The sequence below is a fragment of the Alteromonas sp. MMG017 genome (assembly GCF_018100795.1).
Lineage (GTDB): Bacteria > Pseudomonadota > Gammaproteobacteria > Enterobacterales > Alteromonadaceae > Alteromonas.
In genome coordinates, this window is the sequence record NZ_JAGJDY010000011.1 from 58,096 (window position 1) to 85,072 (window position 26,977).

Annotated in this window: 21 protein-coding genes; 12 read left to right on the forward strand and 9 right to left on the reverse strand. The window is 44.0% G+C overall.

Going from position 1 to position 26,977, the window contains the following annotated elements; all coding sequences use genetic code 11:
- Window positions 1–4: 4 nt before the first annotated feature.
- Window positions 5–319, forward strand: a complete 315-nt coding sequence (locus tag J8L84_RS16545) for a DUF2007 domain-containing protein (RefSeq protein WP_211071658.1) — start codon at window positions 5–7, stop codon at window positions 317–319.
- A 392-nt stretch (window positions 320–711) separates the two neighbouring features.
- Here the strand turns inward: J8L84_RS16545 and ruvX are convergent, their stop codons facing one another.
- The 5 genes from ruvX to J8L84_RS16570 all read right to left on the reverse strand — a co-directional run bounded on the left by ruvX (window position 712) and on the right by J8L84_RS16570 (window position 3,961).
- Complete coding sequence (gene ruvX, locus J8L84_RS16550; RefSeq protein ID WP_057789897.1) at window positions 712–1,146, reverse strand: Holliday junction resolvase RuvX; 435 nt, start codon at window positions 1,144–1,146, stop codon at window positions 712–714.
- Window positions 1,139–1,705, reverse strand: coding sequence for a YqgE/AlgH family protein (locus tag J8L84_RS16555; protein WP_211071659.1), 567 nt, complete (start codon window positions 1,703–1,705; stop codon window positions 1,139–1,141). The genes ruvX and J8L84_RS16555 overlap by 8 nt, the downstream gene beginning before the upstream one ends.
- 50 nt (window positions 1,706–1,755) lie before the next feature.
- Window positions 1,756–2,709: a glutathione synthase gene (gshB, locus tag J8L84_RS16560; RefSeq protein ID WP_211071660.1), complete on the reverse strand. Its 954-nt coding sequence runs from the start codon at window positions 2,707–2,709 to the stop codon at window positions 1,756–1,758.
- Between the two features lie 212 nt (window positions 2,710–2,921).
- Window positions 2,922–3,650 (reverse strand): 16S rRNA (uracil(1498)-N(3))-methyltransferase, encoded by a 729-nt coding sequence (locus J8L84_RS16565; protein WP_211071661.1) that lies wholly within the window; start codon window positions 3,648–3,650, stop codon window positions 2,922–2,924.
- Between the two features lie 146 nt (window positions 3,651–3,796).
- Window positions 3,797–3,961: a hypothetical protein gene (locus J8L84_RS16570; protein ID WP_013782911.1), complete on the reverse strand. Its 165-nt coding sequence runs from the start codon at window positions 3,959–3,961 to the stop codon at window positions 3,797–3,799.
- 505 nt (window positions 3,962–4,466) lie between these two features.
- On the opposite strand from J8L84_RS16570, the gene J8L84_RS16575 reads away from it, so the two are divergent.
- A complete protein-coding gene (locus J8L84_RS16575) occupies window positions 4,467–5,309 on the forward strand; it encodes a mechanosensitive ion channel domain-containing protein (protein WP_211071662.1) in 843 nt (280 codons plus the stop codon).
- 80 nt (window positions 5,310–5,389) lie between these two features.
- On the opposite strand, the gene J8L84_RS16580 is transcribed toward J8L84_RS16575, so the two are convergent.
- A complete protein-coding gene (locus J8L84_RS16580; RefSeq protein ID WP_211071663.1) occupies window positions 5,390–6,184 on the reverse strand; it encodes a M48 family metallopeptidase in 795 nt (264 codons plus the stop codon).
- Window positions 6,185–6,506: 322 nt separating this feature from the next.
- On the opposite strand from J8L84_RS16580, the gene J8L84_RS16585 reads away from it, so the two are divergent.
- From J8L84_RS16585 to prsR, 4 genes are all read left to right on the forward strand, one after another.
- Entirely contained in the window at window positions 6,507–8,318 is a 1,812-nt protein-coding gene (locus J8L84_RS16585) for a choice-of-anchor I family protein (RefSeq protein ID WP_211071664.1), read from the forward strand.
- 337 nt (window positions 8,319–8,655) lie between these two features.
- Window positions 8,656–9,780 (forward strand): beta-ketoacyl-ACP synthase III, encoded by a 1,125-nt coding sequence (locus J8L84_RS16590; RefSeq protein WP_211071665.1) that lies wholly within the window; start codon window positions 8,656–8,658, stop codon window positions 9,778–9,780.
- 129 nt (window positions 9,781–9,909) lie between these two features.
- Window positions 9,910–11,937, forward strand: a complete 2,028-nt coding sequence (prsK, locus tag J8L84_RS16595) for an XrtA/PEP-CTERM system histidine kinase PrsK (RefSeq protein ID WP_211071666.1) — start codon at window positions 9,910–9,912, stop codon at window positions 11,935–11,937.
- Between the two features lie 62 nt (window positions 11,938–11,999).
- Window positions 12,000–13,361 carry a PEP-CTERM-box response regulator transcription factor gene (gene prsR / locus J8L84_RS16600; RefSeq protein ID WP_211071667.1) on the forward strand — a complete coding sequence of 454 codons (1,362 nt, stop codon included), beginning with the start codon at window positions 12,000–12,002 and terminating at the stop codon, window positions 13,359–13,361.
- A 260-nt stretch (window positions 13,362–13,621) separates the two neighbouring features.
- Here the strand turns inward: prsR and J8L84_RS16605 are convergent, their stop codons facing one another.
- Entirely contained in the window at window positions 13,622–13,942 is a 321-nt protein-coding gene (locus J8L84_RS16605) for an ADP-ribosylglycohydrolase (protein WP_211071668.1), read from the reverse strand.
- A gap of 11 nt (window positions 13,943–13,953) precedes the next feature.
- Window positions 13,954–16,095, reverse strand: coding sequence for a GGDEF domain-containing protein (locus J8L84_RS16610; protein ID WP_211071669.1), 2,142 nt, complete (start codon window positions 16,093–16,095; stop codon window positions 13,954–13,956).
- A 494-nt stretch (window positions 16,096–16,589) separates the two neighbouring features.
- Between J8L84_RS16610 and J8L84_RS16615 the strand changes: the two genes are divergently transcribed.
- The 6 genes from J8L84_RS16615 to J8L84_RS16640 all read left to right on the forward strand — a co-directional run bounded on the left by J8L84_RS16615 (window position 16,590) and on the right by J8L84_RS16640 (window position 25,309).
- The gene (locus J8L84_RS16615; protein ID WP_211071670.1) at window positions 16,590–17,330 is read left to right on the forward strand and encodes a glutathione peroxidase; all 741 of its coding nucleotides are present in this window, start codon (window positions 16,590–16,592) and stop codon (window positions 17,328–17,330) included.
- 169 nt (window positions 17,331–17,499) lie between these two features.
- Entirely contained in the window at window positions 17,500–18,579 is a 1,080-nt protein-coding gene (locus tag J8L84_RS16620; RefSeq protein WP_211071671.1) for an alpha/beta fold hydrolase, read from the forward strand.
- Window positions 18,580–18,618: 39 nt separating this feature from the next.
- A complete protein-coding gene (locus J8L84_RS16625; protein WP_211071672.1) occupies window positions 18,619–19,194 on the forward strand; it encodes a hypothetical protein in 576 nt (191 codons plus the stop codon).
- Window positions 19,195–19,273: 79 nt separating this feature from the next.
- On the forward strand, window positions 19,274–20,716 hold the full coding sequence (locus J8L84_RS16630) for a TolC family protein (RefSeq protein ID WP_211071673.1): 1,443 nt from the start codon (window positions 19,274–19,276) through the stop codon (window positions 20,714–20,716).
- Window positions 20,713–22,164 carry an efflux RND transporter periplasmic adaptor subunit gene (locus tag J8L84_RS16635; protein ID WP_247670837.1) on the forward strand — a complete coding sequence of 484 codons (1,452 nt, stop codon included), beginning with the start codon at window positions 20,713–20,715 and terminating at the stop codon, window positions 22,162–22,164. The genes J8L84_RS16630 and J8L84_RS16635 overlap by 4 nt, the downstream gene beginning before the upstream one ends.
- On the forward strand, window positions 22,157–25,309 hold the full coding sequence (locus J8L84_RS16640) for a CusA/CzcA family heavy metal efflux RND transporter (RefSeq protein ID WP_211071674.1): 3,153 nt from the start codon (window positions 22,157–22,159) through the stop codon (window positions 25,307–25,309). Before J8L84_RS16635 ends, J8L84_RS16640 begins: the two co-directional genes overlap by 8 nt.
- Window positions 25,310–25,424: 115 nt before the next feature.
- Here J8L84_RS16640 and J8L84_RS16645 read toward each other — a convergent pair whose 3' ends face one another.
- Window positions 25,425–26,639 carry a dipeptidase gene (locus J8L84_RS16645; RefSeq protein ID WP_211071675.1) on the reverse strand — a complete coding sequence of 405 codons (1,215 nt, stop codon included), beginning with the start codon at window positions 26,637–26,639 and terminating at the stop codon, window positions 25,425–25,427.
- Window positions 26,640–26,977: the final 338 nt, after the last annotated feature.

Here is a 26,977-nt window from a genome sequence, read left to right on the forward strand (position 1 = left end):
ACTCTTGATTAAGCTTTTTACGTCGCCAGACCCTTTCTTACTTCAGTCGGTAAAAAGTGAACTCGATGCGCTCTCTATACCTTACCTAGTGAAAAACGAATTTGCAGGTGGGGCGATGGGGGAACTGCCATGGCAAGAATCACAGCCTGAACTTTGGCTAATTGATGAATCTTGGTCTGCCAGAGCCAATAAGGTTGTGAGTTCTTTAATGGACAGCCACGAACCTGCCGAAAAATTTCCATGGGTGTGTAGTAATTGTGATGAGCCTAACGGTGAAGCTTTTGATACCTGCTGGAAGTGCGGAGAAAGTAGACCTTAGCGTTACCGATTGCTGATTTACTTATTCGGTAATTCGTAATTGGAACTGTGGGTGTCTAAATTCCGGCCATCTAAATTCAGGCTAGGGATGTGGGTGTCTTGCAATGACGGCCTCAGGCTTAGTTATTAAAAGCTGGCTGAAAAAAGAGTGGGTGTCTTAAAAGAACGCAGTTATTAAAAGCTGGCTGAAAAAAGAGTGGGTGTCTTAAAAGAACGCATGTTAAAAAAGGAATTCCAAACCTTTTAAAAGGTGGGTGTCCAAGTGGAAAATATGACGCACTAATCAAAGCCTAAATAAGTGGATGTCCAGTTAGTAGAAGTGGGTGTCCAGCTAACAGAAAAGGTGGGTGTCCAGCTAATAGAAAAGGTGAGTGTCCAGATAACGGCGAGTAGCTAGTCGCCGTATTGGTTTTCAACCCAGCTAGTAAAAATCACGCAGGCCGATACGCTATCTATTTTTTCCTTAGTTAGCTTTTTATAACCGCCAAGTTCGAACAACATAGATTTTGCATCTGTGGTGGTAAGCCTTTCATCGCATAAATCCACTGCTACTTTGAATCTACCATGCAAGCGGTTAGCGAATTTTTTGGCGCGCTGGGTGACTTCTTGCTCGGTGCCGTCCATATTTAATGGTAAACCAACCACCACAAGGTGTGGTTGCCATTCTTCATACAGCTTTTCAATTACATTCCAATCTGGAATACCATCACGGGCTTTAAGGGCTGCAAGCGGCGACGCTGTACCGGTAATTTCTTGTCCAACTGCTACCCCAATACTTTTTGTGCCGAAGTCGAACGCTAGTACTGTTCTGCTACCAATATCAGGCATGCCCAGCTCCTGGTGCAAGTTGCCACACATCTACCCCAAGTTTATTAACCGCTGCTTGCCACTTTTTATGAATAGGTGTGTTAAACAAAATTTCGTCATCGGCCTCTATGGTTAGCCATGAGTTATCTTGCATTTCCTGTTCAAGTTGCCCAGCAGTCCAGCCCGCATAACCTAGCGCGATAATAGATGAATCTGGCCCTGTATTAGTGCCAATTGCGGATAAAATATCTTTTGAAGTGGTAATCATAACGTCAGGCGATAAGTTCAAACTTGAGTCCCAGCCACTTTGACTGGAATGCAGAACAAACCCTCGCTCTTGGCTGACCGGTCCGCCAGCAAGAATAATTTGCTCGGCTTTATCTTCCGCCACGGTTATGTCTTTGTCGGTTTGCTCAAGCAACTCTTTCAAGTTCATGGTTGAAGGCTGATTGATTACCAGCCCCATGGCACCGTCTTTATTGTGTTCGCAAATATAAGTGAGAGAGCGAGAAAAATACGGGTCATCTAGCGAAGGCATCGCTACTAGAAAGTGGTTTTGTAAACTTTTCAGTTCTGTCATTGTTTCCTCTACTTCTCACTTAACTACTGTTAGTGCAAAACGCTAATTAGCTACTTGTTTGTCAGGCGTTTTTCAATTGCGTCGAATAACGAGGCCATAATATTAATATTATAGTGCCCCTCTATTTCTCTTACGCACGTTGGGCTAGTAATGTTTATTTCTGTGATTTTTTCGCCAATCACGTCCAACCCAACAAATAAAATATTGTTATCACGTAACGTGGGAGCCACGGCTTCAGCCAACGCACGATCGGTTTCTGAAATCTCTTGGGGTCTGCCCGTTCCGCCTGCAGCCAAATTACCGCGGGTTTCCCCTTTAGTCGGTAAGCGCGCTAAGCAATAAGGAACCACTTCACCGTCCACAATCAGAATACGTTTATCGCCATCTTTAATTTGTGGCAAGTATTCTTGAACCATCATGTAACGTTTTCCCAAGTTGGTTAACGTTTCAATGATTACGCCTAAGTTATTTCCATCTGGCTTCACTCTGAAAATTGAAGCGCCGCCCATGCCATCTAACGGCTTACAAATAATATCTTGATGCTTGGCATGAAATTCACGAATAAGCTTCTGATTATTAGTTACCAGCGTGTTAGGAATGTGCTCAGGAAACAAGGAGGTAAACAATTTTTCGTTGTAGTCTCGAAGCGCTTGCGGATTATTTACAACCAGCGCGCCCTCGTCTTGGGCAAGCGATAAAATATGGGTTGCGTATAAAAATTCGCTGTCGAAAGGCGGATCCTTCCGCATAAGCAACACATTAATGTCACCAAGTGAAACAGTATGCTCTTCACCTAGGGTGTAAAAGTCAGTCGCTTGGTCGCGCACGGTGATGGTTCTAGCCAATCCCATTGGTTTGCCATTATTGATATAAATATCTTTAAGTTCGAAATACAGTACAGTTGCGCCACGGCGCTGGGCTTCAAGCATCATAGCTAGGCTGGTGTCTTTATGCGGCTTAATCACCGCGATAGGATCCATAATCACGCCAAGGGTGTATTGCATGTATGTTCTCACTCTTTGATAAAGGTAGATAAATTGGCAACAGCGTTACGCATTAATTGCGATAGTTGGCTGTTGGTGCATTATATATGTCGAAGTTGGTTCTGGTATGAATACCACTAAATGTTAAGTGGGGGCACTCAGCATTTAGATCAAGTATTGGCAAAACCAAACTCTCTAATAGTTAACCTGTAAAGCTCGCGTAAACTGATCGCTTAAAAATCGCCGTGCTGGGCTTGCAGAATACTAATACAGCTAATGGCTGCAGTTTCCGTACGTAGTATTCGAGGTCCTAAACTGCATGATGTAAAACCACTTTCGTTCGCTTGATGAATTTCGCCTTCGGAAAGTCCACCTTCAGGGCCAATTAATAGTCGAAAACCTTGTGTATTATATGGCTGTCTCGCTAACGGCTTTTCTGCACCCGGCGCCAATACTAACCGTGAACTCGAGGTCGACTCAGATAACCATTTGTTAAGCGCAATTGGTGGGTTCAGCGAGGGAAGCGTATTTCTGCCACTTTGTTCGCACGCACCGATGATGATTTTTTGCCATTGAATCAGCTTTTTTTCCCATCGGGCTTCATCTAGTTTAACGGTGCACCGCTCGGTTAAAATAGGCGTGATCTCGGTAACACCAAGCTCTACACTTTTTTGCAGAACCGTATCCATTCGGTCACCTTTAGATACACCTTGGCCTAAATGAATATTTAGCGATGATTCTTTGGATAACGATAAACACGCATCTGCTTCTACAAAAACCTTTTTTCTTTGAGCATTAATTATCTGTGCGCTGTATTCATTACCGTCACCGTTAAACAGTACGATGGGATGATTCGCTTTCAAACGAAGCACACTGGCAATGTGATGACCAGCTTCTTCAGTTAACTGAAATTCTTCTTCAAGAGGAATTGGATTGGGGTAATAAATTCTTGGTATGCGCATTGGGAAACTAAAAATGGCGGATAATGTGGATATGATACGTGGCTAGAGCAAGTGGATGCAACGCATCGTAGCTGAAAATCGCTACAATGCGTTGTAAAAAGCTATTTTTTCGAGATTTACGGTAGCCTTAATAGCACTAGGGCTAGTTAAGCTGCCGAAGGTGTTGAAGTGGTGTTTTGCGTTTCGTTTTGATGAGGAGGTACTGCTTGCCCGTCCTTTCGTGCATATTTGGTATGTTCGCCTTTATCTGTTCTTAAAGAATACAAGAACAATGCTGCTACGATAATTGCCAGTAATATAAAGTAAAACATAGATTATTCCTTTTATTCTATTTGCTAAGCTGTACAAAATTGACAATAGCAATACCTGCTAACGTCATATCCGGTTCACATTCTTTTTGAATGTATTTCAGCGCTTTGCAGTCTATATAAAGCATCCTGCTTATTTTGACGGAAAACTTTACACTAATTGGACTAAAAAATCATCAGTTCTCGTAAAATTTTTCGATAGTCCGTTATGGCTAATGTGCTTTTCTGTTCTGCTAACTAACATGACGAGATATTGAGATTAGGTTGCTTAAATGACACCCTAATGACGAATTTACGACAATACGCTTAAACAGCTCGAGTGAAATTGTGAAGAAAAAATTAGCAGGAAAAAAGTCGACTTTAGGATAACATTTATACGCTGTAGGCCACGTAAATATTAGACTTTTGACCTAAAATGGCTGTTTGTGATTCAAAGTCGTTGGCGTAATTCTAAAAGCCTGCTACCTTATTTCAGCTTTATTATGTTTGATAAAACAAGGACAAAATTATGGAAGAAAATTTATCATTATTCTCATCAAGTGATGTAGAACGCTATATTAACGATTATGCAATTCCATGGGGCATTAATATTGCCATGGCGATTGTCATCTACGTTATTGGTCGAATCGTTGTAGGATTCATTCTATCTTTATTCCGCCGTCTAATGGCAAAATCAAAGTACGATGCAATGTTGGTGGACTTCTTAGAAGCCATTATAAGCGCTATTTTGATGTTGTTCGTTATTGTCGCGTCGTTAAACCAGCTTGGTGTTGATACAACCTCACTTGTTGCAATATTAGGTGCTGCAGGTTTAGCTATTGGTTTGTCACTGCAAGATTCTTTGAAGAACTTTGCTGCTGGCGTAATGCTTCTTGTATTCAAGCCTTTCAAATCAGGCGATTTTGTTGAGGCTGCAGGTACTGCGGGTACTATCAACAAGATTGGTATCTTTACTACCACTATGACCACACCAGATAACAAAGAAATTATTGTTCCTAACGGTGGCATTTACAGCAACAACATTACTAACTACTCGGCGAAAGAAACACGTCGCGTAGATATGGTTGTTGGTATTGGTTATGACGCTGACTTACGTAAAGCAAAAGAAATTCTAAATGAAATGGTTCGTGCTGATGAGCGTATCCTTAGCGAGCCAGCTCCTACTGTTGCTGTTTCTGAATTGGCTGATAGCAGCGTTAACTTCGTGGTTCGTCCATGGTGTAAAGCGTCTGACTTCTGGGGCGTTAAGTTCGACTTCACTGAGCAAGTTAAACTACGTTTCGACCAAGAAGGTATTTCAATTCCATTCCCACAAATGGATGTTCATCTTCACAAAAACGACAGCGAATAATTTTTTATTCTCTGATACAAAAACGCCACATTGATGTGGCGTTTTTTTTGGCTCTATTTTACGTTGGCGACGGCTAATAACTAGCCACAGTTAGGTCTATACCCAGTGGCCTGATAATCAGTGTACGCAGCGTTCATGTTTGCCTGTAAGTTACTGATCCGCGTTTGCGGGGCAGGGTGAGTAGAAAGCAATTCTAAAGGACGTTCGCCGCTACTTGCTGCATCCATGTTCTGCCATAAGTTTACAGATTGACGAGGGTCAAAGCCTGACATCGCCATAAGTTGAAGGCCAATAACGTCCGCTTCAGACTCATGGGTACGGCTAAATGGTAGTTGAACTCCAACTTGTAAACCTAAACCAATGGCTGCCATGATAGGGGCAGTTTGAGATACTTCGTTCATTGCCAAAGCTGCACCTGCTGCTTGGGTGCCCATATTGATAAGCGTGGATTGAGACATACGCTCATTACCATGTTCTGCAATAACATGACCCACTTCATGTCCGATAACCGCCGCAAGCTGGTGTTGGTTCTCAGCAACATTTAATAATCCGGTATAAACGCCAATTTTCCCTCCAGGTAAAGCAAAGGCATTAACTTGATCATCATCAAAAACCACAACTTCCCATGTACCATCGAACACACTGGTAGGGACTTTCGCGGTGATGGCATTTGCCACACATTCAACATAGCTATTTTGAACTGCTTTGTTTGAAATTTTGAGTTCTTCTTTCATTCCGCTAAATGCTTGGTCGCCCATTTCTGCCAATTGAGACTCAGAATATAAGAGTACCTGATTACGACCTGTAGGCGATGTAGCACAAGCTGTCACTGCTAGGGCTACTGCGGCGATTGATGCGGTAAACCTCAATTTCATATTTTAATCCTTGTTGTCGCGAAATAGAGAAATATTAGTGAATTACAACTCTTATATTTGTTACGTATAGTGCGCAAGAGCAGACCAATATTAGCTTCTATTAATACTACAAATCGGGGTGTTATTCATTTGTAAATTTACCCTTTTGCCAAATTAATATTTGTGTCATACACTGGCTCTAGCTTATATACAGATGTAATTAAAAATAATAGCTAAATCTACATTGTATGTCATAGGTTCGTTCCCGCGCTGAAGGCGAGAATTTAGTAGCCCTCTTGGCAAGCTGAGGTTTGGCGTAACAACATGATAAAAAGGAAATCAAATGTCTGCGCAGTCAAAATTCAAATACGGCGTCTTAGCGCTACTTATCTCAGCGGCCCTTTCTGGCTGTGGTCTAGATGGCGACGATGGTGAACAGGGTGAAACAGGAGCTCAAGGTCCTCAAGGGGAGCAAGGCGAAGCGGGCTCTGATGGCGCCGATGGTGTTGACGGTAGCGATGCATCGTTAGGTGTTTCTCTTGACGTTGTTGCCCGTGCCTTTTTGGGTAACCTAACGTCGGCAGAAATCGTGCAATATCATGCTGACACCCAAACTATTTATGCCACTAACGGTGATACCAACGCTATAGCCGTTATTGCTGCTGATACAGTTACCACTACTGCAATGAGCGACCCAATTAATACTACCAACCTTACGGTGAGTAATATTACGTTACCTGCTGATATTGACGGCGTAACGTTAGGAAGTCTTACTAGTATTGCAATTAGTGGTGACCTAATGGCTGTTGCAGTACCCGCTGACGTGAAAACCGATAACGGCTACGTACTTTTCTATAATGGTTTAGACACTTCTGCACCGGTATTTTTAGATTCTGTGGTTGTTGGCGCCCTACCTGACATGGTGACATTTACGCCAGATGGCGGAAAAGTATTGGTGGCTAACGAAGGTGAGCCTTCAGATGATTATACGGTTGACCCAGAAGGTTCTATCTCGGTAATTAATATTCTTGCAAGTGGTGAGCCTGAAGAAACAGCAACTTCTGTAAGCTTTACGGACTTTAACAGCACTCAAGACGACTTAGTCGCGCAGGGAATGATGTTCCCTAATCCAACTGGCCGTACGATCAAAGGCGTTGATATTGCTACTACTGTGGCTCAAGACTTAGAACCAGAATATATCACGGCGACTAATGATGTTGCGTACGTGAGCCTACAAGAAAATAACGGTTTAGCGATTCTCGATCTTGAAGAACTAACGGTAGAAATTATTGGGCTAGGTGTGAAAAGCTGGTCTGATTTGAATATTGATATTCAAGAAGATAGCAGCGTGAGTTTTGGTCAGTATGATGGCCTTTACGGTGTGTATCAGCCCGATACGATTGCCAATTACTCGTGGAAAGATGCCACTTTCATTGTCACTGCTAACGAAGGTGACGCACGTGAATATTTCTTTGATTCTGCTGATGAAGCAACCTGCCTAAGTGAAGGTGGATTAGCGTTTGATGCAGACGATGGCTGTTTAGCTTACACCGATGAAGTTAAGGTTGAAGACTTAACGGCAGAAGCAAACTCTGAGCTTGCTGACTTACAAGCGACTGGGGAAGCAGATAATTTGCTTGTCACTAGCGCGATGGGTGATGTGGATGGAAACGGTGAGTATGACGCAGCTTATACGTACGGTTCACGTTCATTTACGATTTGGGATCAAAACGGCTTAGCGGTTTTCGATTCAGGTGATGATTTTGAGCGTATTACCGCGTCGGTTCATGGTGCATCGTTTAACAATGGTGATGATGAAAACGCAGGCGATTCGCGCTCTGAGAATAAAGGCCCAGAGCCTGAAGCATTAACCGTTGGTGTTATTGGCGATAGAACTTATGCGTTTGTTGGAACTGAGCGCATGGGCGGCATATTCGTTTACGACGTAACTAACCCTTACGATGTGCAATTTGCAGATTACATTATCAATCGCGACTTAACAGAAGGCCTAGTAGCGACCGACGTTATAGGCGACTTGGCGCCAGAAAGCTTAGTATTTGTAAGTGCAGATGATAGCGCAAGCGGCGTTCCTTTGTTACTTGTTGGTAACGAAGTTAGTGGCACCGTAACGGTATGGCAAATTACTCAAAACTAAGTGAAAGATGTTAGATAGACAATGCTAAGCAAAAACGCTAGCTAAAAACCTTTAATGAAACGGCGCCCTTGGCGCCGTTTTTTTATTTAAGCAAAAACCGTGTACATCTTGTGCCTAGGGTAAATCGTCGAGCGGTGATTACATACGGGATGGTTTGAGTTAAGCTATAACTATACGTATTAACATTGAAACGATAAGTGCAGCGCAGTAGCGCTCAAATTGTCTGAGTACAGATTGTGGTTGCCTGCTAACAGTCTGTCGGATTTCACTTATCTTATTTCATCGTTATGTCATGGCCGTAGGGCTTAAACAGAAATATTAGAAAAAGAGAATGCAGATGTCTCAACAAATTGTTGTTAGCGGTGTGGGTGTTTGGCACCCTGAAAGCAGTATTACAAATCAGGAACTGGTAGACAGTTACAATGCGTATGTTGATTCGTATAACGAAGAGCATAAAGCAGAAATAGAAGCGCAACAGGTTACTGCAAAACCTTATTCAAGTGCTGAGTTCATTGAAAAAGCGTCAGGAATTAAAAGCAGGTATATTTACCAAAAAGAAGGCGCGCTTGATATTTCGCGCATGAAACCAAAAATTGAAGCTCGCGAAGATGAAGCGCTATCTCACCAAGCAGAAATAGCAGTAGAAGCAGCAAAGTTGGCGTTGGCTTCTGCCAATAAAACCGCCCAAGACGTTGATGCGGTTATTGTATCTTGCGCGTATACCCAACGTGCTTACCCCGCTATTGCAATTGAAGTACAAGAAGCGTTAGGTATTGAAGGCTTTGGTTTCGACATGCTAGTCGCGTGTTCTGCTGCCACGTTTGGTATGCACCGTGCATACGAAATGCTAAGTGCCGGTAATGCTAAGTGTGTATTGGTAATCAACCCTGAATTAGTGTCACCGCAAATTAACTATACCGACAGAGACAGCCATTTCATTTTTGGTGACGTTGCGACAGCCACGGTATTAGAAACTGCCGATACCGTGAATAGCGAACACAGTTACGATGTTATGAGTACCAATGCGGTAACTAAGTACTCCAACAACATTCGTTCAAACTTTGGTTACGTTACTCGTACAGAAGATGTAGACCCATATGGTGCAGACAAGCTCTTTCATCAAGCAGGGCGCAAAGTGTTTAAAGAAGTCTGCCCAATGGCAGCAAGTCATATAGAAAACCACTTAAGCAGACATCAGTTAACGGCAACTGACGTAAGACGTTGGTGGTTGCATCAAGCGAATATCAACATGAATACGCTGATCATTAAGCGTTTGTTGGGGCGTGATGCTAATGCTGATGAAGCACCTATCGTGTTAGACGAATACGCGAACACGGCGTCAGCAGGATCGGTTATTGCTTTTGGCTTAAACCATGAAGATTTAGTGACCGGTGATGTTGGTGTGTTGTGCTCCTTTGGGGCAGGCTATTCAATTGGGTCATTGTTACTAAAAAAACGGTAGGCCTTTAGCGCAAGCTGGCAGTAACCTAGTTTACTGTCAGCGCCACCTGATTGCACCAGAACCTCAAAAACAGAGCTTAAAAAACAGAGCCTCGAGAACAATAAAAAAGCTAGGTGAGAATAAATAGGGATGATTTCAGATATAGGCTATGCCCTTAACAGTTTGGCTTACTTACTGTTAATGCTATTACTTTTTGCAGTACGAAAGCCTGGGTTAGCCAATCACTTATTGGTACTGGCCACAGCCACTACGCTGTTTTGGTCTACTAGCATGATAACGGCGCTGTTTGGTCCCATCAGCCTTTCTTGGTTGCTTACCATTGATGCACTCAGGCAAGTTGCTTGGTTGCTCTTCCTCGCAGGTTGCCTGAAAAACAATTTCACCAATCTGTTTGATGTCCTGCGCCGTCCCACAACTCTTTTTATATTACTTCCCGGCTGCATAGCTTTAGTGCTGCCCTATGTCTTGTGGATTGATGCCTCCTGGCGTTATCTGATGCTGATTATTTTGGCGCTTGAAGTCCTTATCTTATTGGAAGTTATTTACCGTCAAGCGGATGCAGACCAATGGGCTTATAAGCCGTTAATTTTATATTTAGGCGCTACCCACCTTTTTGATTTTGTTACTTACGCCAATGCCACCATGGTGAATCAGGTTGAGGTTAGTTACATTGCCGCTCGGGGCTATATCTATTTCCTTCTTATTCCATTTTTGGTTATTGCCATTCGACGTATAAAGCACTGGGGCGTCGATATATTTATCTCCAGGGATGTAGTACTACATAGCTCTTTATTGCTGGTAGCGGGCGCTTACCTTTTCATTATGGCTATCATTGGGTATGCCATCAGCTACGTAGGTGGAAATTGGGGCGCCATGGTACAAACCATCTTAGTGGTATTGTCTCTTGCCTTGCTCGTTACCGTATTTTTGTCGAATTCATTTAGAACCAAGTGTAAGGTTTTTATCACCAAGCACTTTTTTGCTAACCAGTTTGATTACCGCGTAGAGTGGATAAAACTAACAAAAACACTCTCTAGCTCAATGGACGCCCCTAATACGGTTCACGAAAGTGCACTTCGCGGCATACTGGAAGCTATCGAATATGACTCTGGCAAGTTGTATAAACGGGTAAATAATGACTTCGAGCAGTTGGCACAAGTTAACCCGTTACCAGACACCCAAGATGATTTAACCATCATTCGTGCGCTTACAGAGTATTGTGCGACTAATACTTGGTTAATTGATGTCCATGAATACCAGGCCAAGCCATTTCATTACAAAGGGCTGCAAATCGACAGAAATACCTTAAAAGGCTGGGGCTATCAGCTTTACCTGCCGTTTTATAAAAATGATGAAATTTGGGGCTTTGCTGTACTTGCAGCCGGGGATAATGAACGACTGAGTTTAAATTGGGAAGTTCGAGATTATCTTAATGCTATTACCGAGCAAGTAAGTATGTTTGTGTTCCATCATGAAGCTTCAAAGTTGGTGGCAGAGAATGCCCAGTTTGCTGCATTCAATAGAATGTCTGCGTTTGTTGTGCACGATTTAAAGAATGTAATGGCGCAAGTCGATTTGATCCTTGCGAATGCGCAGCAACATAAACATAACCCTGAATTTATTGAAGACACATTTGAAACATTGGAACATACCAAAGCGCGTATGGATAAAATGTTAAAGCAATTAACCGATAAAAAGATTAATGATGATGGGGCTCACACATCGTGCTCGTTATCGCATATTATTAATGATGTGGTGGCAAATCGATGTATGGGGCTTTCTCCCACTCCCAAAGTGCACTGCAGCAGCGAAGAGCCGGTATTAATTGATAAAGAAAAGGTTGCCAATGTTTTTTATCACCTCATAAGTAATGCGCAGCAAGCAACCGAAGATAGCGGCGAAATAGATATAGTATTAACACATGACATCCAAAACCGTGTTCAATATGTAATGATAGAGGATACGGGAACCGGAATGGATCAAGACTTCATCGAAAATCGCTTGTTTAAACCTTTCGATACCACGAAAGGAAACGCAGGAATGGGAATTGGTGCGTACGATGCGAAAACGTACCTTGAATCTATTGGTGGTAAAATAAGCGTTCAAAGTGAACCAGGGAAAGGAAGTTGTTTTACGCTAGCATTCACGCTTCATTGAGCAAAGTGAGCGATAACAACCAACCTATGTTGATACGGAAGAAGTAACACAGGAACAGACTGATGACAGATACCGTTTTAGTGGTAGATGACGATTTAGGTATACAGAAACAATTAAAGTGGAGCTTAACCGACTACGACGTTGTTTTTGCTGACGATCATACCTCGGCAATTGCGCAGCTGCGCCGGTATGAGCCTAAAGTCGTTACACTAGATTTAGGATTGCCACCCGACCCAGCTAATGCGTCTGAAGGCTTGAGAATATTACAAGATATTATCGCCTTAGCGCCTAGAACCAAGGTCATTGTTGTCACCGGAAATAACGAAAAAGAGAATGCCCTTAAGGCTATAAACTTTGGTGCCTATGACTTTTACCAAAAACCTATAGATTCAGACACCATAAAGTTACTTGTTTATCGCGCACTTAATTTGGGTAAATTAGAGCTGGAAAACAGCATTTTATCTAAAGTGCGCACAGGTATGAGCCGTATCATTGGTAACAGTGAATCTATTCAAACGGTAGTACGTAAAGCTGAAAAAATAGCGAATACGGATGTGAGTACCTTACTGCTAGGTGAAAGTGGAACCGGTAAAGAAGTGTTTGCTCGCAGTATTCATGAACATAGCCCTCGCAAAGATAAACCGTTTGTTGCCATTAACTGTGCATCTATTCCAGAAAATTTGCTAGAAAGTGAGCTTTTTGGTTATGAGAAAGGCGCATTTACTGGAGCCAATAAAACCACACTAGGTAAAATTGAAACCGCTCAAGGTGGTACGCTGTTTCTAGATGAAATTGGTGATATGCCTATCGGGCTGCAAGCCAAAATGCTACGTTTTTTACAAGAGCGTGTTATTGAGCGAGTGGGGGGCCGTGCCGAAATTCCTGTGGATATTCGGGTTGTCTGTGCTACCCACAGAGATTTACAAGCCATGGTGGCAGAAGAGCGTTTTAGGGAAGATTTATATTACCGTATTGGTGAAATTCCCATTATGATCCCGCCGCTACGAGATAGAGATCAAGATATTATCCTGCTTGCGCGTACTTTCCTGAATATTTATCGAGAAGAGTTTAATGCCAAGGCAAAGAGCTTTTCTGAATCTGCGATAAATTCCATGCTGGCTCACAAATGGCCTGGCAATATTCGTGAAATGCAAAATAAGCTTAAGTCGGCTGTGATCATGGCCGAAGGCACTGTTATACAGCCTGATGACTTAGGTTTGTTCGCGGTTGATGGTAGTGGAGAGTCTGAAACATTGAATCTTCGCGAGGTTCGCGAGGTTGCCGAAAGTAAGGCAATTCGTAGAGCGTACCACCAAGCGGATAAAAATATGTCTAAAACCGCCGAATTGCTAGGTGTTACTCGCCCAACCTTGTATTCATTAATTGATAAATACCACTTGGAAGACTTAAAAAGTTCAGCGTGAGACTAATCAGTAAAAGCGCGGTTTGATGCGACACTTCTGGGTATCGCATCATTTGGTGCGATACCTTTAATAAATTCTCTGTTTCGTATTTTGGTAAAGCCTGCTGCTACGACAAGCTTAGTTGAGCATACAAGTCATGGTTACGGCTTTTTGTCGACAGTTTCACTGCGACAACTTCGTTGCGACAACTTCGTTGGCACAACTCACATGAGTCAATGCTCATGTGGTGGCTTCTAAAGCATTGAAGCTGGGCTGCCTAGTTAGGGGATATGGTATTGGCTGTGATGTTTAGCTAATAAATCATGCCCGTAAAAGGCGACATGCAGTCCAATATTGCCATGGTCATCTTCGGTAAAAATTGGCGTTGAGCATTCATTACAGAAAAACTGTTTGCGACTTGGTGATAGCTGCAATTCCCCTAACATAGAGGGGGCGCAATCTATGACTAGATGCTTACGTGCCCCTGCAATGGTGAGGTTAAACGTTTCACTGCAAGATAGCGTTTCAACGTCCAACTCATCTTCGCTAATATCAGGCAACTCAAATTGCACGGCCTGACACTGACAACTACCTTTATACATAATGTACGCTCCTACTCATCGGGCCAATTTATGCTCGACAGCGTGTTAAATGATGTAGAAATGTATGACTGCTTAAAATGAAATTTCTTATCAAGCGGGGTTTGCTGCACGTCGCCAATCAGGGCTTTATTAGTATCAATCACCCCAATCCAACCATTACGACCAGACATCTTGGTGGCGTATAAACAATAATCTACCACTGAAAATGTGCTCTTCCAGCTCTCTTCGAAGGACACATGTTCAACAGGGGGAAGAATACTAAAGCCAATACTGCAGGTAACGCGAAGCGAGCGAGTATCGTCAATATGAAATACTTTATCGCTCACTGCGGCGCGGCAACGTTCTGCCAGTTGAGGAAGGTCGTCTCGCATAGAGTGACGGCAAATCACCAAAAATTCCTCGCCGCCCCAGCGAATGAGTAAATCAGTTTGTCTGAAAACTTCACGAAGCACATCGGCAAACTGACTTAATACTTTATCGCCCGCTAAATGGCCATGTTCGTCATTAATACGCTTGAAATGGTCTATGTCTATTAAGAAGCAAAGCAGATCTTGGTTACGTTCGCTGTGGCCTTGCTGATGCTTATTTGCATGAGAGCTACGCTTAAGCTCACCTGGCAACTGAGATTCAAGGTAGTGCCGATTGTACAAGCCGGTCAGCGAATCATGAAGACTGACTTGCTCAAGGGTTTTATAGGCTGTTTGTAGCTCCGAGTTTTTTTGTTCAAGCTCTTTCGTTCGCTGCTTAACTTCACGGCGAAGCCTAATGGTTTGTTGGCGCTGAGTGTATCTGCTCCAAATCAGAAATAGTGTTAACAACCCGGCAATTAACGTGCTCCAGAACAATGTTGTGCGCAAGTTAAGTTGTTCGGCCTCAGCCAGTGCGAGTTGTTTGGTTTTTTGCAGTACTTGAATTGATTGTGCCTGTCGCTCAATTTCTATTTCGGCCTGAAGCTGCGCAATAGCAACCTCGCTACCTGAACTTAGCACTTCTTCTCTTATATTTTGCAACACCGACTGAATATCTAATGCGCGCTTAAACTCTCCCTTTGCTGCTAAGGCTTTCACTTGAATCGATAAGAAGTTCAACTGGCTGCGCAAATCACCACGCCGTCTTGCTTCAATAGTGCCATTTTTTGCATATGCCAGTGCATCGTCAAATTGTTGCAACGACATCATTGCATTGGCCAGTGCAAGGCGAGATTGTTGGAGTAATTTTTGCTGACCGGTAGATTTAGCTACCGCAAGTGACTCTTCAAGTAGCATTAAGCCTTGTTCTGTGTCGCCGGTTTTTACCAGCGCTTCGCCTAACCACGCTTGGGTGGTGGAGATTTCATTCGTTTCTCCATTCTCTTTCAACAGGGTTAGTGCGTACTTAAGCGCTTCTGACGCTTCTTCAATATCGCCCTTAAGTAACAGTAAAGCGCCAATCTTACCCAGTATTTGTGCTGTAAGCGGCTTATCATCGCTGGTTTTCGCTATCTGTAGTGCATCTTGATAATAGGTGTTCGCCTCAGAAAACTGATTTAATGTGGCGTAGATGTCACCAATAGTTGCTAGACCTTGGCCGGTACTTTTATCGTCATGTTGTACTCGGAACAAGCCCAATGCTTTTTTTAATGTGTAGAGTGCCGCTTGTACTTGGCCTTGTTCTTTTTGGACAAGACCAATTTCCATTTGAATGGTCGCATTTAACGGGAGGACCCCTTGGGTTTGCGCAATAGATTGTGCACGTCGCAGGTAGCCAATAGATTGCTCATAGTTCCCTAAAAAGCGTTGTGCGGTACCAAGATGGTGTAAGGTTTTTGCCATATCAATAAGTTGGCCGTGGCGGGTGAAGCCATCTAACGCAACGTACAGCGCATCGTTTGCAACGTTGAAACGAGATGCACTTTGTAATAGTACACCTACCTCAAAGAATGTATTGGCCGACAATGTGCTAACCGACAATACGCCGCTTTGATGAGCTTGTTCAATAGCAAGTAGGGTTTGACGCTCGGCCTCTTCGAAAGCGCCGCTTTGAACAAACTCTTGAACAGTCTGAGTAAGGGCATTAGAAACTGCTTTTGTAGGCGAAGAAAAACCCACTAGAGCAAAAAGTAGCGAAACGGTGACAATGCTGGTGGCAAAACGCCGAGCCGACTGTCTGGGCATTATAGAAGTTTCCTTACGACTACGCATTTATTGGCCTTCCCTTTAAAAAAGAAGAAGGACGGAAGTTTATGAGTAAAGCTGAAGTGCTAATATCGTTATCAGCAGTCAATTTCTATCACTACTATTATGGCGAACAACCCGAAGAAATAACGTATCAGCCATTAGACTAAAGTATAAAATTGACGCAGAGAGTACCTGTTCCCATAAGAACTTACACATTACATAAAACAGTTATGCTTATTTTTGAGTTCGGTTTGCCGGAAGCGTAAGGCGGTATCGTTCCCTGAACACTTAAAACTAATTTCTAACGTAGAATAAGAATATAGCGAGAGACATGGTGTTGAAAAGCATTAATATCATTTGATACGCATTAATATTGGTGGTTACGCATACTAATTTATACCTTTGTTCGGAATAGGTGAACCGAGGCTGTTCTTTTTTCTTAGATTTCTCTATCCTAGCAACTTCATTTATTTGCCCGTAGCGAGAACACTATGTCAGAAAGTCGTTTTATTTCAAAAGAAGGTCAACCAGTACCTTCCGTATCTATTCCTGTTCGCGAAGGCGAGACATGGGCAACCAAAACTACTGAAGAATTGTTTAGTAACAAGACTGTGGTGGTTTTTTCACTTCCTGGCGCGTTTACGCCAACATGTTCTTCTACGCATTTACCTCGCTACAATGCACTTGCTAAAGTATTTAAACAGCATGGCGTTGATGACATTCTATGTATATCTGTAAACGATACGTTTGTAATGAATGCATGGGCAGCCGATCAAGAAGCAGAAAATGTAACCGTAATACCAGATGGTAACGGTGATTTTACTGACGGCATGGGCATGTTGGTAGACAAAGCCGACTTAGGTTTTGGAAAGCGCAGCTGGCGCTACTCTATGTTGGTTAAAAATGGCACCGTAGAGAAAATGTTTATTGAGCCTGACGTGCCTGGCGACCCGTTTGAGGTTTCTGACGCCGACACTATGCTTGCTTATATTGCCCCAGACGCAGAGACAAAAGCACCGGTATCGCTATTTACTAAGCCTAATTGCCCATTTTGTACAAAAGCGAAAGCATTGTTAACCGACAAAGGTTACGACTACGAAGAGATTGTACTAGGTAAAGATGCCTCGTTAACCAGCCTTAGCGCAGTGACGGGACGTGATACCGTACCTCAAGTATTCATTGGTGGTAAGCATATTGGCGGGTCAGACGACTTAGCATTGTATTTTAGCTAAATAAAAGTAACGACGGTAACTAAGTGCTTATTAAAGCAACATTTGCGGTTAAACCGTAGGTAGTCAAAACAGCATACCGTCACAGTGTAACTGTAATAGTGTAAGGCCATCATTTAATGGCCTTATTTTGTTATTATTGGCCAAACGTAATGCCTTTTGGAGAATATACGTGCATTCAAAGTTTGCTCTCGCAAAATTATCCCTACTTCCTGTTGCTGTAAGGTGCTGTGCACTAATAGGTGCATTAATAAGTACATTGTTCGCTAGTGCTGCAGGAGCCAGCTCCCTTGAAACACAAGACGCATTAACGCGATTTGCTGATTTTTATAAGCAAGAGTGGGGCGAAACGCAGCGATGCAAATCTTCTAAACTGCACCGCTATACCGTATGTGGCAACGTACTTCGTAACGAAGGAAATGCTCCCTTTGTGCTGCATCATGATACCCCGGCAAAGAAAGTGGCCGTGTTAGTACATGGGCTTAGTGACTCGCCATTCTTTATGCGAGAAATTGCCAATATTTTATTTAACGAAGGTTTCGACGTTATTGTTCCGTTATTACCTGGCCATGGTTTACGAGATGATGATGGTGCAATGAGTGACAGCGACTTAGCGGAGCGTTGGCAAGCGCATGTCGATGAGGTTATCGCGTTAGCTGATGATATGGGCGATACTTTGATTGTGGGTGGATTTTCTACTGGCGGCGCACTGGCGGCAGAACAGTACCTAGATGCAAGTGCAAACATCGATGGGCTTATGTTGTTTTCTGGTGCATTGGCACTTTCAGAAAATGCCGAGAGTATGTCACGGATTTGGGGTATCAAGTGGATTGCGAAAATTGTGGATGGTAGTTATATCACCCATGGTCCAAACCCTTTTAAATATCCAAATGTTGCAGGCTTTGCGGGGTTAGAGCTGATGGATATTATCGAAAAAATCCGCAACGACTTCGAAGACGGCAAGCGTATTGAAGTGCCTCTTTTTGCTGCGCATTCTCAAGCTGATGCCACCACGCCTATTCACGGTGTAGAAAACTTAATGGAAAATAGCGCAGGGCCGAATACGTTTTTTGTTATCGATGCCTCTTATGCGTTGTGCCACGCCGACCTTGTGGTGAATACGTCAATGCTACATGATATGAAGTTTAACAAGGTCATGGTAAATGAAAACGAAGAATGTGCAGTACCAAAAGCAAACCCTTTATTTTCAACCATGACAATGATGCTAAAAACCTATGCGCAACAATTCTAGCGTTTTATAGCCACAACAAATGCGATTAAGCTTTAAGGCATGATTGATAAATTGAAAAAGCAGCGACGCGGCTATGTCGTAATATTGGTAATGGTTATTTCCTTGGTGACTCAATTGTCGCCGGGAATGGCTATGCCAACGGCTATGTCAAAGCCTACGCCAGTGTCTGTGGACGCAATGTCTATGGATGTAATGTCTATGGATGTAAATTCTGAGAACCATTCATCAGAAGAAAGTCGCGCCAGTAAAACTATGCAAGTTAGTGCTAGTGGGTGCCATTCAGCTAGTCACGCTTCGACAAGCGACTTAATTACGCCTTCAAGCATTCAATCAACCGCAAAAAATGACCACACCATTCATAACGTCTCAAGCGCTCCTAGCAAAGCTATGAAATCAATGGACCATAGCATGCACGGTGTCACACCTGATTCGTGCTGTGACGTTCAGTGTCAATGCCCTGCAGGCGCATGCGCCGCTGTTTATGCAGTAATAAATAATGAAGTCTCGGTAGCGGTTATTGCTCATGCTCCGTTGGTGCTTTTTGTAAACCACCAAGCCCCTCACACTATACCTAACGCTCAATTTCGCCCACCTAAATTCGCTTTCGCAGGATAGTTGTATCTGGCGGGCGCATATAGCACCCACGTTTTTCTTTTTATTCCCTTAGTGCACGGGGAATTAATGTGGTTTTCTCATGTTTAATTTTAATCTGGGTATGATTTTTACTTGCCTAACCCAAGCTCACTCTCGAACTTGTTATCTTCAGCGTGCTTGGCTAGGAATGCTGATTTTATTGGTGGGAGCGCCTTCCTTCGCTACTACCCTTAGCCTTCAAGAGGCGCAACAGCTCGCGCTCAACCAAGATATTTATTTTCAAGGCAGCAAACTTGAAGAGGCTGCGTATCAGTATGACAGTGATGCGGCTGATCGCTGGGATAATCCTACTATCACCACGACACTGCAAAGCGTACCAACAGATGGGTTTTCACTTAATCAAGAGCCCATGACTCAGTTGAAACTGGGGATTCGACAAGCTATGCCAAGAGGAGACTCTGCCAGCATTTCTCGCACCATCGCTATTGAACAAGCCCAAAAAGAACCGGTGAAAAGAGCGGCAAGGCGAGCCTGGTTGTTGCGAGAAGTGTCGATGGATTGGTTGGCGTGGTATCAAGCGGAACAAACCGTAGTCTTATTGCGTGAAGAGACGCAGTCGATAGTGCAACTGCTCGAAATGGTTGAATCGTCTTACCGAAGTGGTGTCGGCGGTACGCAGCAACAAGACATCATTCAACTACGTCTTGAACGCTTACGCCTAGAAGATACGCTTTTGCAGGAACAGCAAGCTGCATCGGTGGCGTTGGCGCAGTTGTCGAGGTGGTTCGATTTCTCCAGTGAAGTTAGTTTTACTGTGCCCGAAACACTTAATCATCACGACATATATCCTTTCAATGCCTCCTTCGCTAGGCAGGTTGAACGACGTGACTTACTAAATATTATTGATGCTCACCCTTCTGTGCAGTTGCTTGCCAAAGACGAGATAGTTGCCACGCAAAAATTGAGTCTTGCGAAAGAGCAAACCAAACCTATGTGGGCCTTCGAAGCAGCCTACGGATATCGACAAGATGCGCAAAATGGGATTAGCCAAGCTGACTTTGTTAGTGTGGGTGTCCAAGTTGATTTACCTTTGTTTAGCAGTAAACGCCAGGATGCCAATGTGTCGGCGTCAGCGGCAAGGTTAGGGGCGACATCCACACAGCGACGACTAGAAGTCAGACGATTAGCAGCCCTTGCCGAAGCAAGTGAAACACAGCTTGTCAGCTTACTTGCCAGGCAGCAGTTATTTGATACCGCATTAATTGCACAGTCCGAGCGGTTAGCCGAATCCGCGCTTAATGCTTACATGGCCGATAAGGGCGCATTCGACGATGTAATGCGTGCACGTATATCGCACATTTCAGCAAAGTTAGATGCCCTAGCACTTCATGTCGATATAGCAAAAAATTTAGCCGAACTCGCTTATCTGTATTACCCGCTAATAAAAGAACAACCTAAAGACACCCATAGATCAGCTATTGGTTTAAACAGAGGTTCAAACATAGACACCCACACAATCACTGCCATAGGAGCACAACAATGAAGACGTTATTTATTCTTATAGTCGGGTTACTTGGTGGTGCAGCAGCTGTGTTTGTTTGGAATACACATATACATGGCAATTCCGGTGTTGAAGCGTTGGCTACCAACGGTGATAACAAATCAAATAATAAAGCGCCCCTTTATTGGGTTGCGCCAATGGATGATGCTTATCGTCGAGATAAACCGGGTAAGTCGCCTATGGGTATGGATTTAGTACCAGTATATGCAGCATCAGGTAGCAGCGAAAAACGTGATGATGGAGAGGTGATAATTTCGCCTCAAGTACAGCAAAATATGGGCGTTAAATTTACCACGGTAAAACGAGGGAGGCTGGATTTAACCTTCAACGCTGCGGGAAATGTTACCTACAACGAAGACTACTTAGTGCATATTCACCCCAGAGTAGAGGGCTGGATCGATAAGCTATTTATTAAAACGGAAGGTGAAGCTGTTAGCCAAGGGCAAAAATTATATACGCTTTATTCGCCCGCGCTGGTGACTGCCCAAGAAGAGTTTGTGATTGCGCTAAAGCGGGGAGATACACGTTTAGCCGCAGGTGCTAAACAACGCCTTAAAGCACTGCATTTATCTGCTGGGTTTATCGCACAACTCGAAAAAACTCGCGAAGTTTCGCAAACCATTACCTTCTTTGCCCCCCAAGATGGCGTGGTCGAGCATTTAGGCGTACGCGAAGGCTTCTATGTTCAACCTGGTACCACGGTGCTTAGTATTGCTCGCTTAGACAGTGTATGGGTTGAAGCCCGTGTATTTGAGCAAGATGTTCCTAAATTAACGCTTGGCCAGCAGGCATCGATTACGTTCGACTATTTACCAAGTAAGACATTCACAGGAAAAGTCGATTTTATCTACCCAGCATTAGATGTTGAAACCCGCACGCTTAAGGTGCGAGTTACTTTAAAGAACGACAGCGGTGACATTAAGCCCAATATGTTTGCCAATGTGACTTTTACTAAGCAAACCGAACAGCCTGTGTTGTATGTGCCTTATCAAAGCGTTATTCAAATTCAGTCGCAGGGTCAAAATCAAGATCTCGCTCCAGCTCAAACCCAAAACCGAATCGTTATGAACGTCGAAGAAAGCTTTAAATCTATTGGTGTCAGCGTTGGGCGAAAAGCCGGGGAGTTCATTGAAATAACCCAAGGCGTAAACGAAGGTGACAAAGTAGTAGTATCGGCGCAGTTCTTGATTGATTCAGAGTCGTCTAAAACATCAGATTTCAAACGCATGCAGTCGCCTCTTGACCAAGAAACGCACAACCGTGAAATGAATCGCCCGGAAATGCATCAAGAGACCAAGCACCACCAAGGCATGCCACACGATGGCATGTCACACGATGGCATGTCTCACGAGTCTAGTCAGCCTAGTGCGGAGCACCAAAAGACGAAGAACAATGCGACCAAGAACCACGAGGGCATGCACCATGATTGAAGCCATAATTCGCTGGTCGGTGGCCAATCGCGTATTGGTGCTGCTGGCAACGGTATTTATATCCATTGGTGGAGTAATAGCGGTAAAGCATACCCCCATTGATGCCATTCCTGATTTATCTGATGTGCAGGTAATTGTAAAAACCAGCTATGCAGGGCAATCGCCTCAAGTAGTGGAAGATCAGGTGACCTATCCGCTCACCACGGCCCTAATGTCGGTGCCGGGTGCAAAGACAGTTCGAGGGTTTTCGTTTTTTGGAGATTCTTATGTGTACGTTATTTTTGATGACAGCACAGATATGTATTGGGCGCGCAGCAGGGTACTGGAATACCTAAGCCAAATAACGCTGCCCGATGGCGTGGTACCCAAACTAGGTCCTGATGCTACTGGGGTAGGCTGGGTATACATGTATGCTCTAGTCGATAAGTTAAATAACCACGATGCTGGCGAGCTTAGGGCTCTGCAAGACTGGTTTTTAAAGTATGAATTGCAAAGCGTGCAAGGGGTGTCGGAAGTCGCCTCTGTAGGCGGCATGGTTAAGCAATATTTACTACAACTGCATCCGCAAAAGTTGCAAGCGTATAACGTGCCTTTGCGCCATATTGAAACGGCACTCGCGCAAGGCAATAATGCCGCGGGGGCGTCAGTGATAGAAATGGCTGAAGCCGAGTATATGGTGACATCTTCCGCTTACCTTTCGGGTACCGAAGATATTGCTAGTATTCCATTGGGCATTGCTCACAACGGCGTGGCGGTAACAATAGGTGATGTTGCAAATGTTATCGAGGCGCCCCTTATGCGCAGAGGTATCGCTGAGCTAAACGGAAACGGCGAAGTGGTAGGTGGCATAGTAGTCATGCGCTATGGCGAAAATGCGAAGGCGACAATCGATAACGTAAAAGCGCGTCTTGAAATCTTAAAAGCCAGTTTGCCTGATGGTGTAAGCATAGTACCTGTATACGACCGATCCACCCTTATTGATAATGCCGTTAATACCTTGTGGAGCAAGCTTGTGGAAGAGCTTTTCGTGGTAGGTGCAGTGTGCTTAATGTTTCTTTTTCATGTGCGCTCGTCGCTGGTTGCCATAATCACTTTACCTATTGGTATTTTAATGGCCTTTATTGTGATGAAATTCCAAGGGCTTAACGCGAACATCATGTCTTTAGGCGGTATTGCTATTGCCATTGGAGCTATGGTGGATGGCGCTATTGTGTTGGTTGAAAATCTGCACAAGCATATTGAGCAGGCCAAAGCGCAAGGGAAGCCTGTTGAAGGGGAGGCCCGTTGGGCACTGGTAGTGAAGTCAGCCACCGAAGTTGGCCCCGCCTTGTTCTTTTCACTGCTGATAATAACGGTGTCTTTTATTCCTGTTTTTACCTTAGAAGCACAGGAAGGGCGTATGTTTGCCCCTCTTGCCTTCACGAAAACCTATGCCATGGCAGCTGCAGCGGCGTTAGCCATTACGTTGGTGCCAGTGTTAGCTGGCTATTTCGTCAAAGGCAACTTAAAGGCGGAGCATAGCAATCCGTTAAACAAGGCTATTTCAACAGGGTATGTTAAGGCGCTAACGGCTGCGCTGAACCATCCTCGAAAAATACTGTTCGCGGCCCTGATTGCTTTAGCTTCTGTGGTATGGCCCATGCAACATATTGGGAGCGAGTTCATGCCATCTTTAGATGAAGGTGATTTGCTCTATATGCCTACCACTTACCCAGGTATTTCGGTGGGGAAAGCAAGGGAATTACTTCAACAAACAGATAAGTTGATTGCCACAATTCCTGAGGTGCAAAGCGTATTTGGTAAAGTGGGCAGGGCAGATACAGCTACCGATCCTGCGCCTTTAACCATGATAGAAACCTTTGTGCAATTAAAGCCAAAATCGCAATGGCGTGCCGACATGACGACATCAAAACTAAAGGAATTATTAAACAGCCAAGTACAATTTCCAGGCGTCTCGAATGCTTGGGTGATGCCAATCAAAACCCGTATCGATATGCTTGCTACCGGCATTAAAACCCCAGTGGGTATTAAAATAGCGGGGCCAGAATTGGCCGGCATTCAGCAGGTGGGTAAACAAATAGAAACTGCTCTAGAAGACTTCGAAAATACCGCATCGGTATTTGCCGAGAAAGTAGCAGGCGGACGTTATATCACTATTGATATTAGTCGCGACAGGACGGCTCGATACGGGCTCAATATTGCTGATATACAAGAGGTTATCAACACAGCAATAGGTGGGCGCAAGCTGGGTGAAACAGTAGAGGGAAGGCAGCGCTTTCCTATTAGTATGCGTTACCCGCAGCAGTATAGAGACTCTCCAGAAGCACTTAGGCAACTTCCCATCATATTAGCAAGCGGCGATAATATTGCGTTGGGTGAGGTAGCCACTATTGCCGTTGAAGGTGGCCCTGCGGCAATAAAAAGCGAAAATGCCCGATTAAACGGTTGGGTATTTATCGATATTGAAAGCGGTGACCTAGGCAGTTATGTGAAAAGTGCAAAACAGCATATTGCCAATACGGTTTCCCTTCCCCCAGGCTATTCCCTAACGTGGGCAGGGCAGTTTGAATACTTAGAAAGGGCTGAAGCAAGGCTTAGCGTAGTGGTGCCCTTAACGTTAGCCGTAATTGTGATACTGCTGTATTTAAGCTTCAGGCGAATTGCAGACGTAGCCCTTATTATGGTCGCCTTACCGTTAGCATTAATAGGCAGCTACTGGCTATTGTATGCACTGGAGTTTAATTTCTCGGTGGCTGTTGCCGTGGGGATTAATGCCTTAGCAGGTGTCGCGGTAGAAATAGGCGTTATTATGCTGGTGTACCTGCATCAAGCGGTCAAAGCTGTTGATGGAAAAACGTGCTCTACTTTGAATGCTCAAGCATCTGAAAAGCAAATGAAACACGCACTTAAACAGGCAGTCATTGAAGGCGCTACTCGGCGTGTAAGGCCAGTAATGATGACGGCGTTGTCTGTTATTATCGGCTTATTGCCTGTGCTGTATGCAACGGGAACCGGTGCTGAAGTTATGCGGCGTATTGCTGCCCCTATGGTGGGCGGTATGGCAAGTGCGCTGGTACTCACCCTGTTTGTGCTACCTACTCTGTTTTACCTTGTTCAGGTGAGGCAGTTAAAACGACGTTCGTGAGAGAAAGCTAAACATAGGCACTGCGACCTTAATAACCCAAAAGAACAGCCAAAAAAGCAGTTAGATCAACCTAACTGCCGATTTCTATCAGTTAAAAATAAACGCTAAGGCACTATTAGTGCTTGCTGGCGTAATCTTCCACTTGGGTCCATACACGTAACAAATTGCCGCTCAAGATCATTTCAATATCTGCACGGCTGTATTTTCTGTCCAGTAACCCTTGAACTAAATTAGGGAAGCTAGCCACGTCTTTTAGGCCGATAGGTAGCGAATCACCTACGCCGTCATAATCAGAACCAATCCCCACGTGCTCAATACCAACCAGTTCTACTACATGGTCAATATGATCAAGTACTTCATCAAGTGTTGAGTAAGGGTAGGGCACTTCTTTGCGGTAGTTAGCTTCGAAGTCTTCCAGTTTTGGGCTATCTTCACCTTCGGCGGCGATCAATGCTTTGCGCGCTTGTGTTAGCCCCGTGCGCCACTTACCTGCTTCTTTTGTCACAAAGCTTGAGCCAAAGTTAATCATAATAACGCCGCCATTGTCGCCCAATGCTTTTACCATCTCGTCATTCATATTGCGCTCGAAACCCGGTGTAAAGCGGCGAAGCGACGAGTGAGAAGCAATAACAGGCACCTTCGTCAGTTCAATAACCTGATAAAAGGCATCATCTGAAACGTGAGAAATATCAAGCATGATGCCGATGTTGTTCATTTCAGTCACCAGCGTTTTACCAAACGGGCTTAATCCGTTCCACTGACGACGCAAATCGTAAGACGAGTCTGAAATATGGTTCGACTGACTGTGGGCTAATGTAATGTAGCGAATACCACGTTCGTGAAATGCTTCTAAATTAGCTAAATCACCTTGAAGGGGAGAGCCATTTTCCATCCCCATAGGTAAGGAAATTATGCCTTTCTCGAACTGCGCTTTTACGTCTGACGGGCTTTTTGCAATAGCAAATTTATCAGGGGCTCGCGCCACAATGGCTTCCACAGAGTCGATAAGCAGATGAGCAAGCTGGGTAGATTCCGGTGAATTATCTAAACTCGCAGGTACATAAATTGACATGAAAGGGGCGTTCAAGCCGCCTTTTACAGCGCGAGGGTAATCAAAATCTCCACCTTCTGTGGCTTCGGTTACATCTACCCATGCGTTTTTAACGCGATAAGGCACATCAATATGGCCATCAACAATAATTGTTTCGTGGGCTATTTTTACCGCTTTTTCACCTGCAGTGTAAGTGGGGGCATCGTCAGCAATGGCTGATGCGCAAAGTAGAGTAGAAATTGCGAGTGCACAAGATTTTAGCGGGAAGAAGCCCTTCATTCTGTTTTTTCCTTATCGTTGTTGTAAGACAAAAGACTAAAAGAAAACCTTGATACCTACAATGCTCTAAATGCCTTAATCTTTTATTTCTTCTAATTTCCATTCATTTCGGGCTTTTTCATTCCCCGAGCCGCTAAAAACAGTAAAATTGTGCGTTTTTAGAGCGGTTACTACCATTCACTTTAATTTTACATTGCAATAAAAATTTAAAACTTGTTATTGTGTGGACGCGTGACTTCATAACGCGAATGCGGGATACTCCCGAGCGCGTCGCCGAATAGGATGAGAGTGAGTTCATCCGCGCGGCCTACATAATTTTTCGTGGCACCCCTCACTTC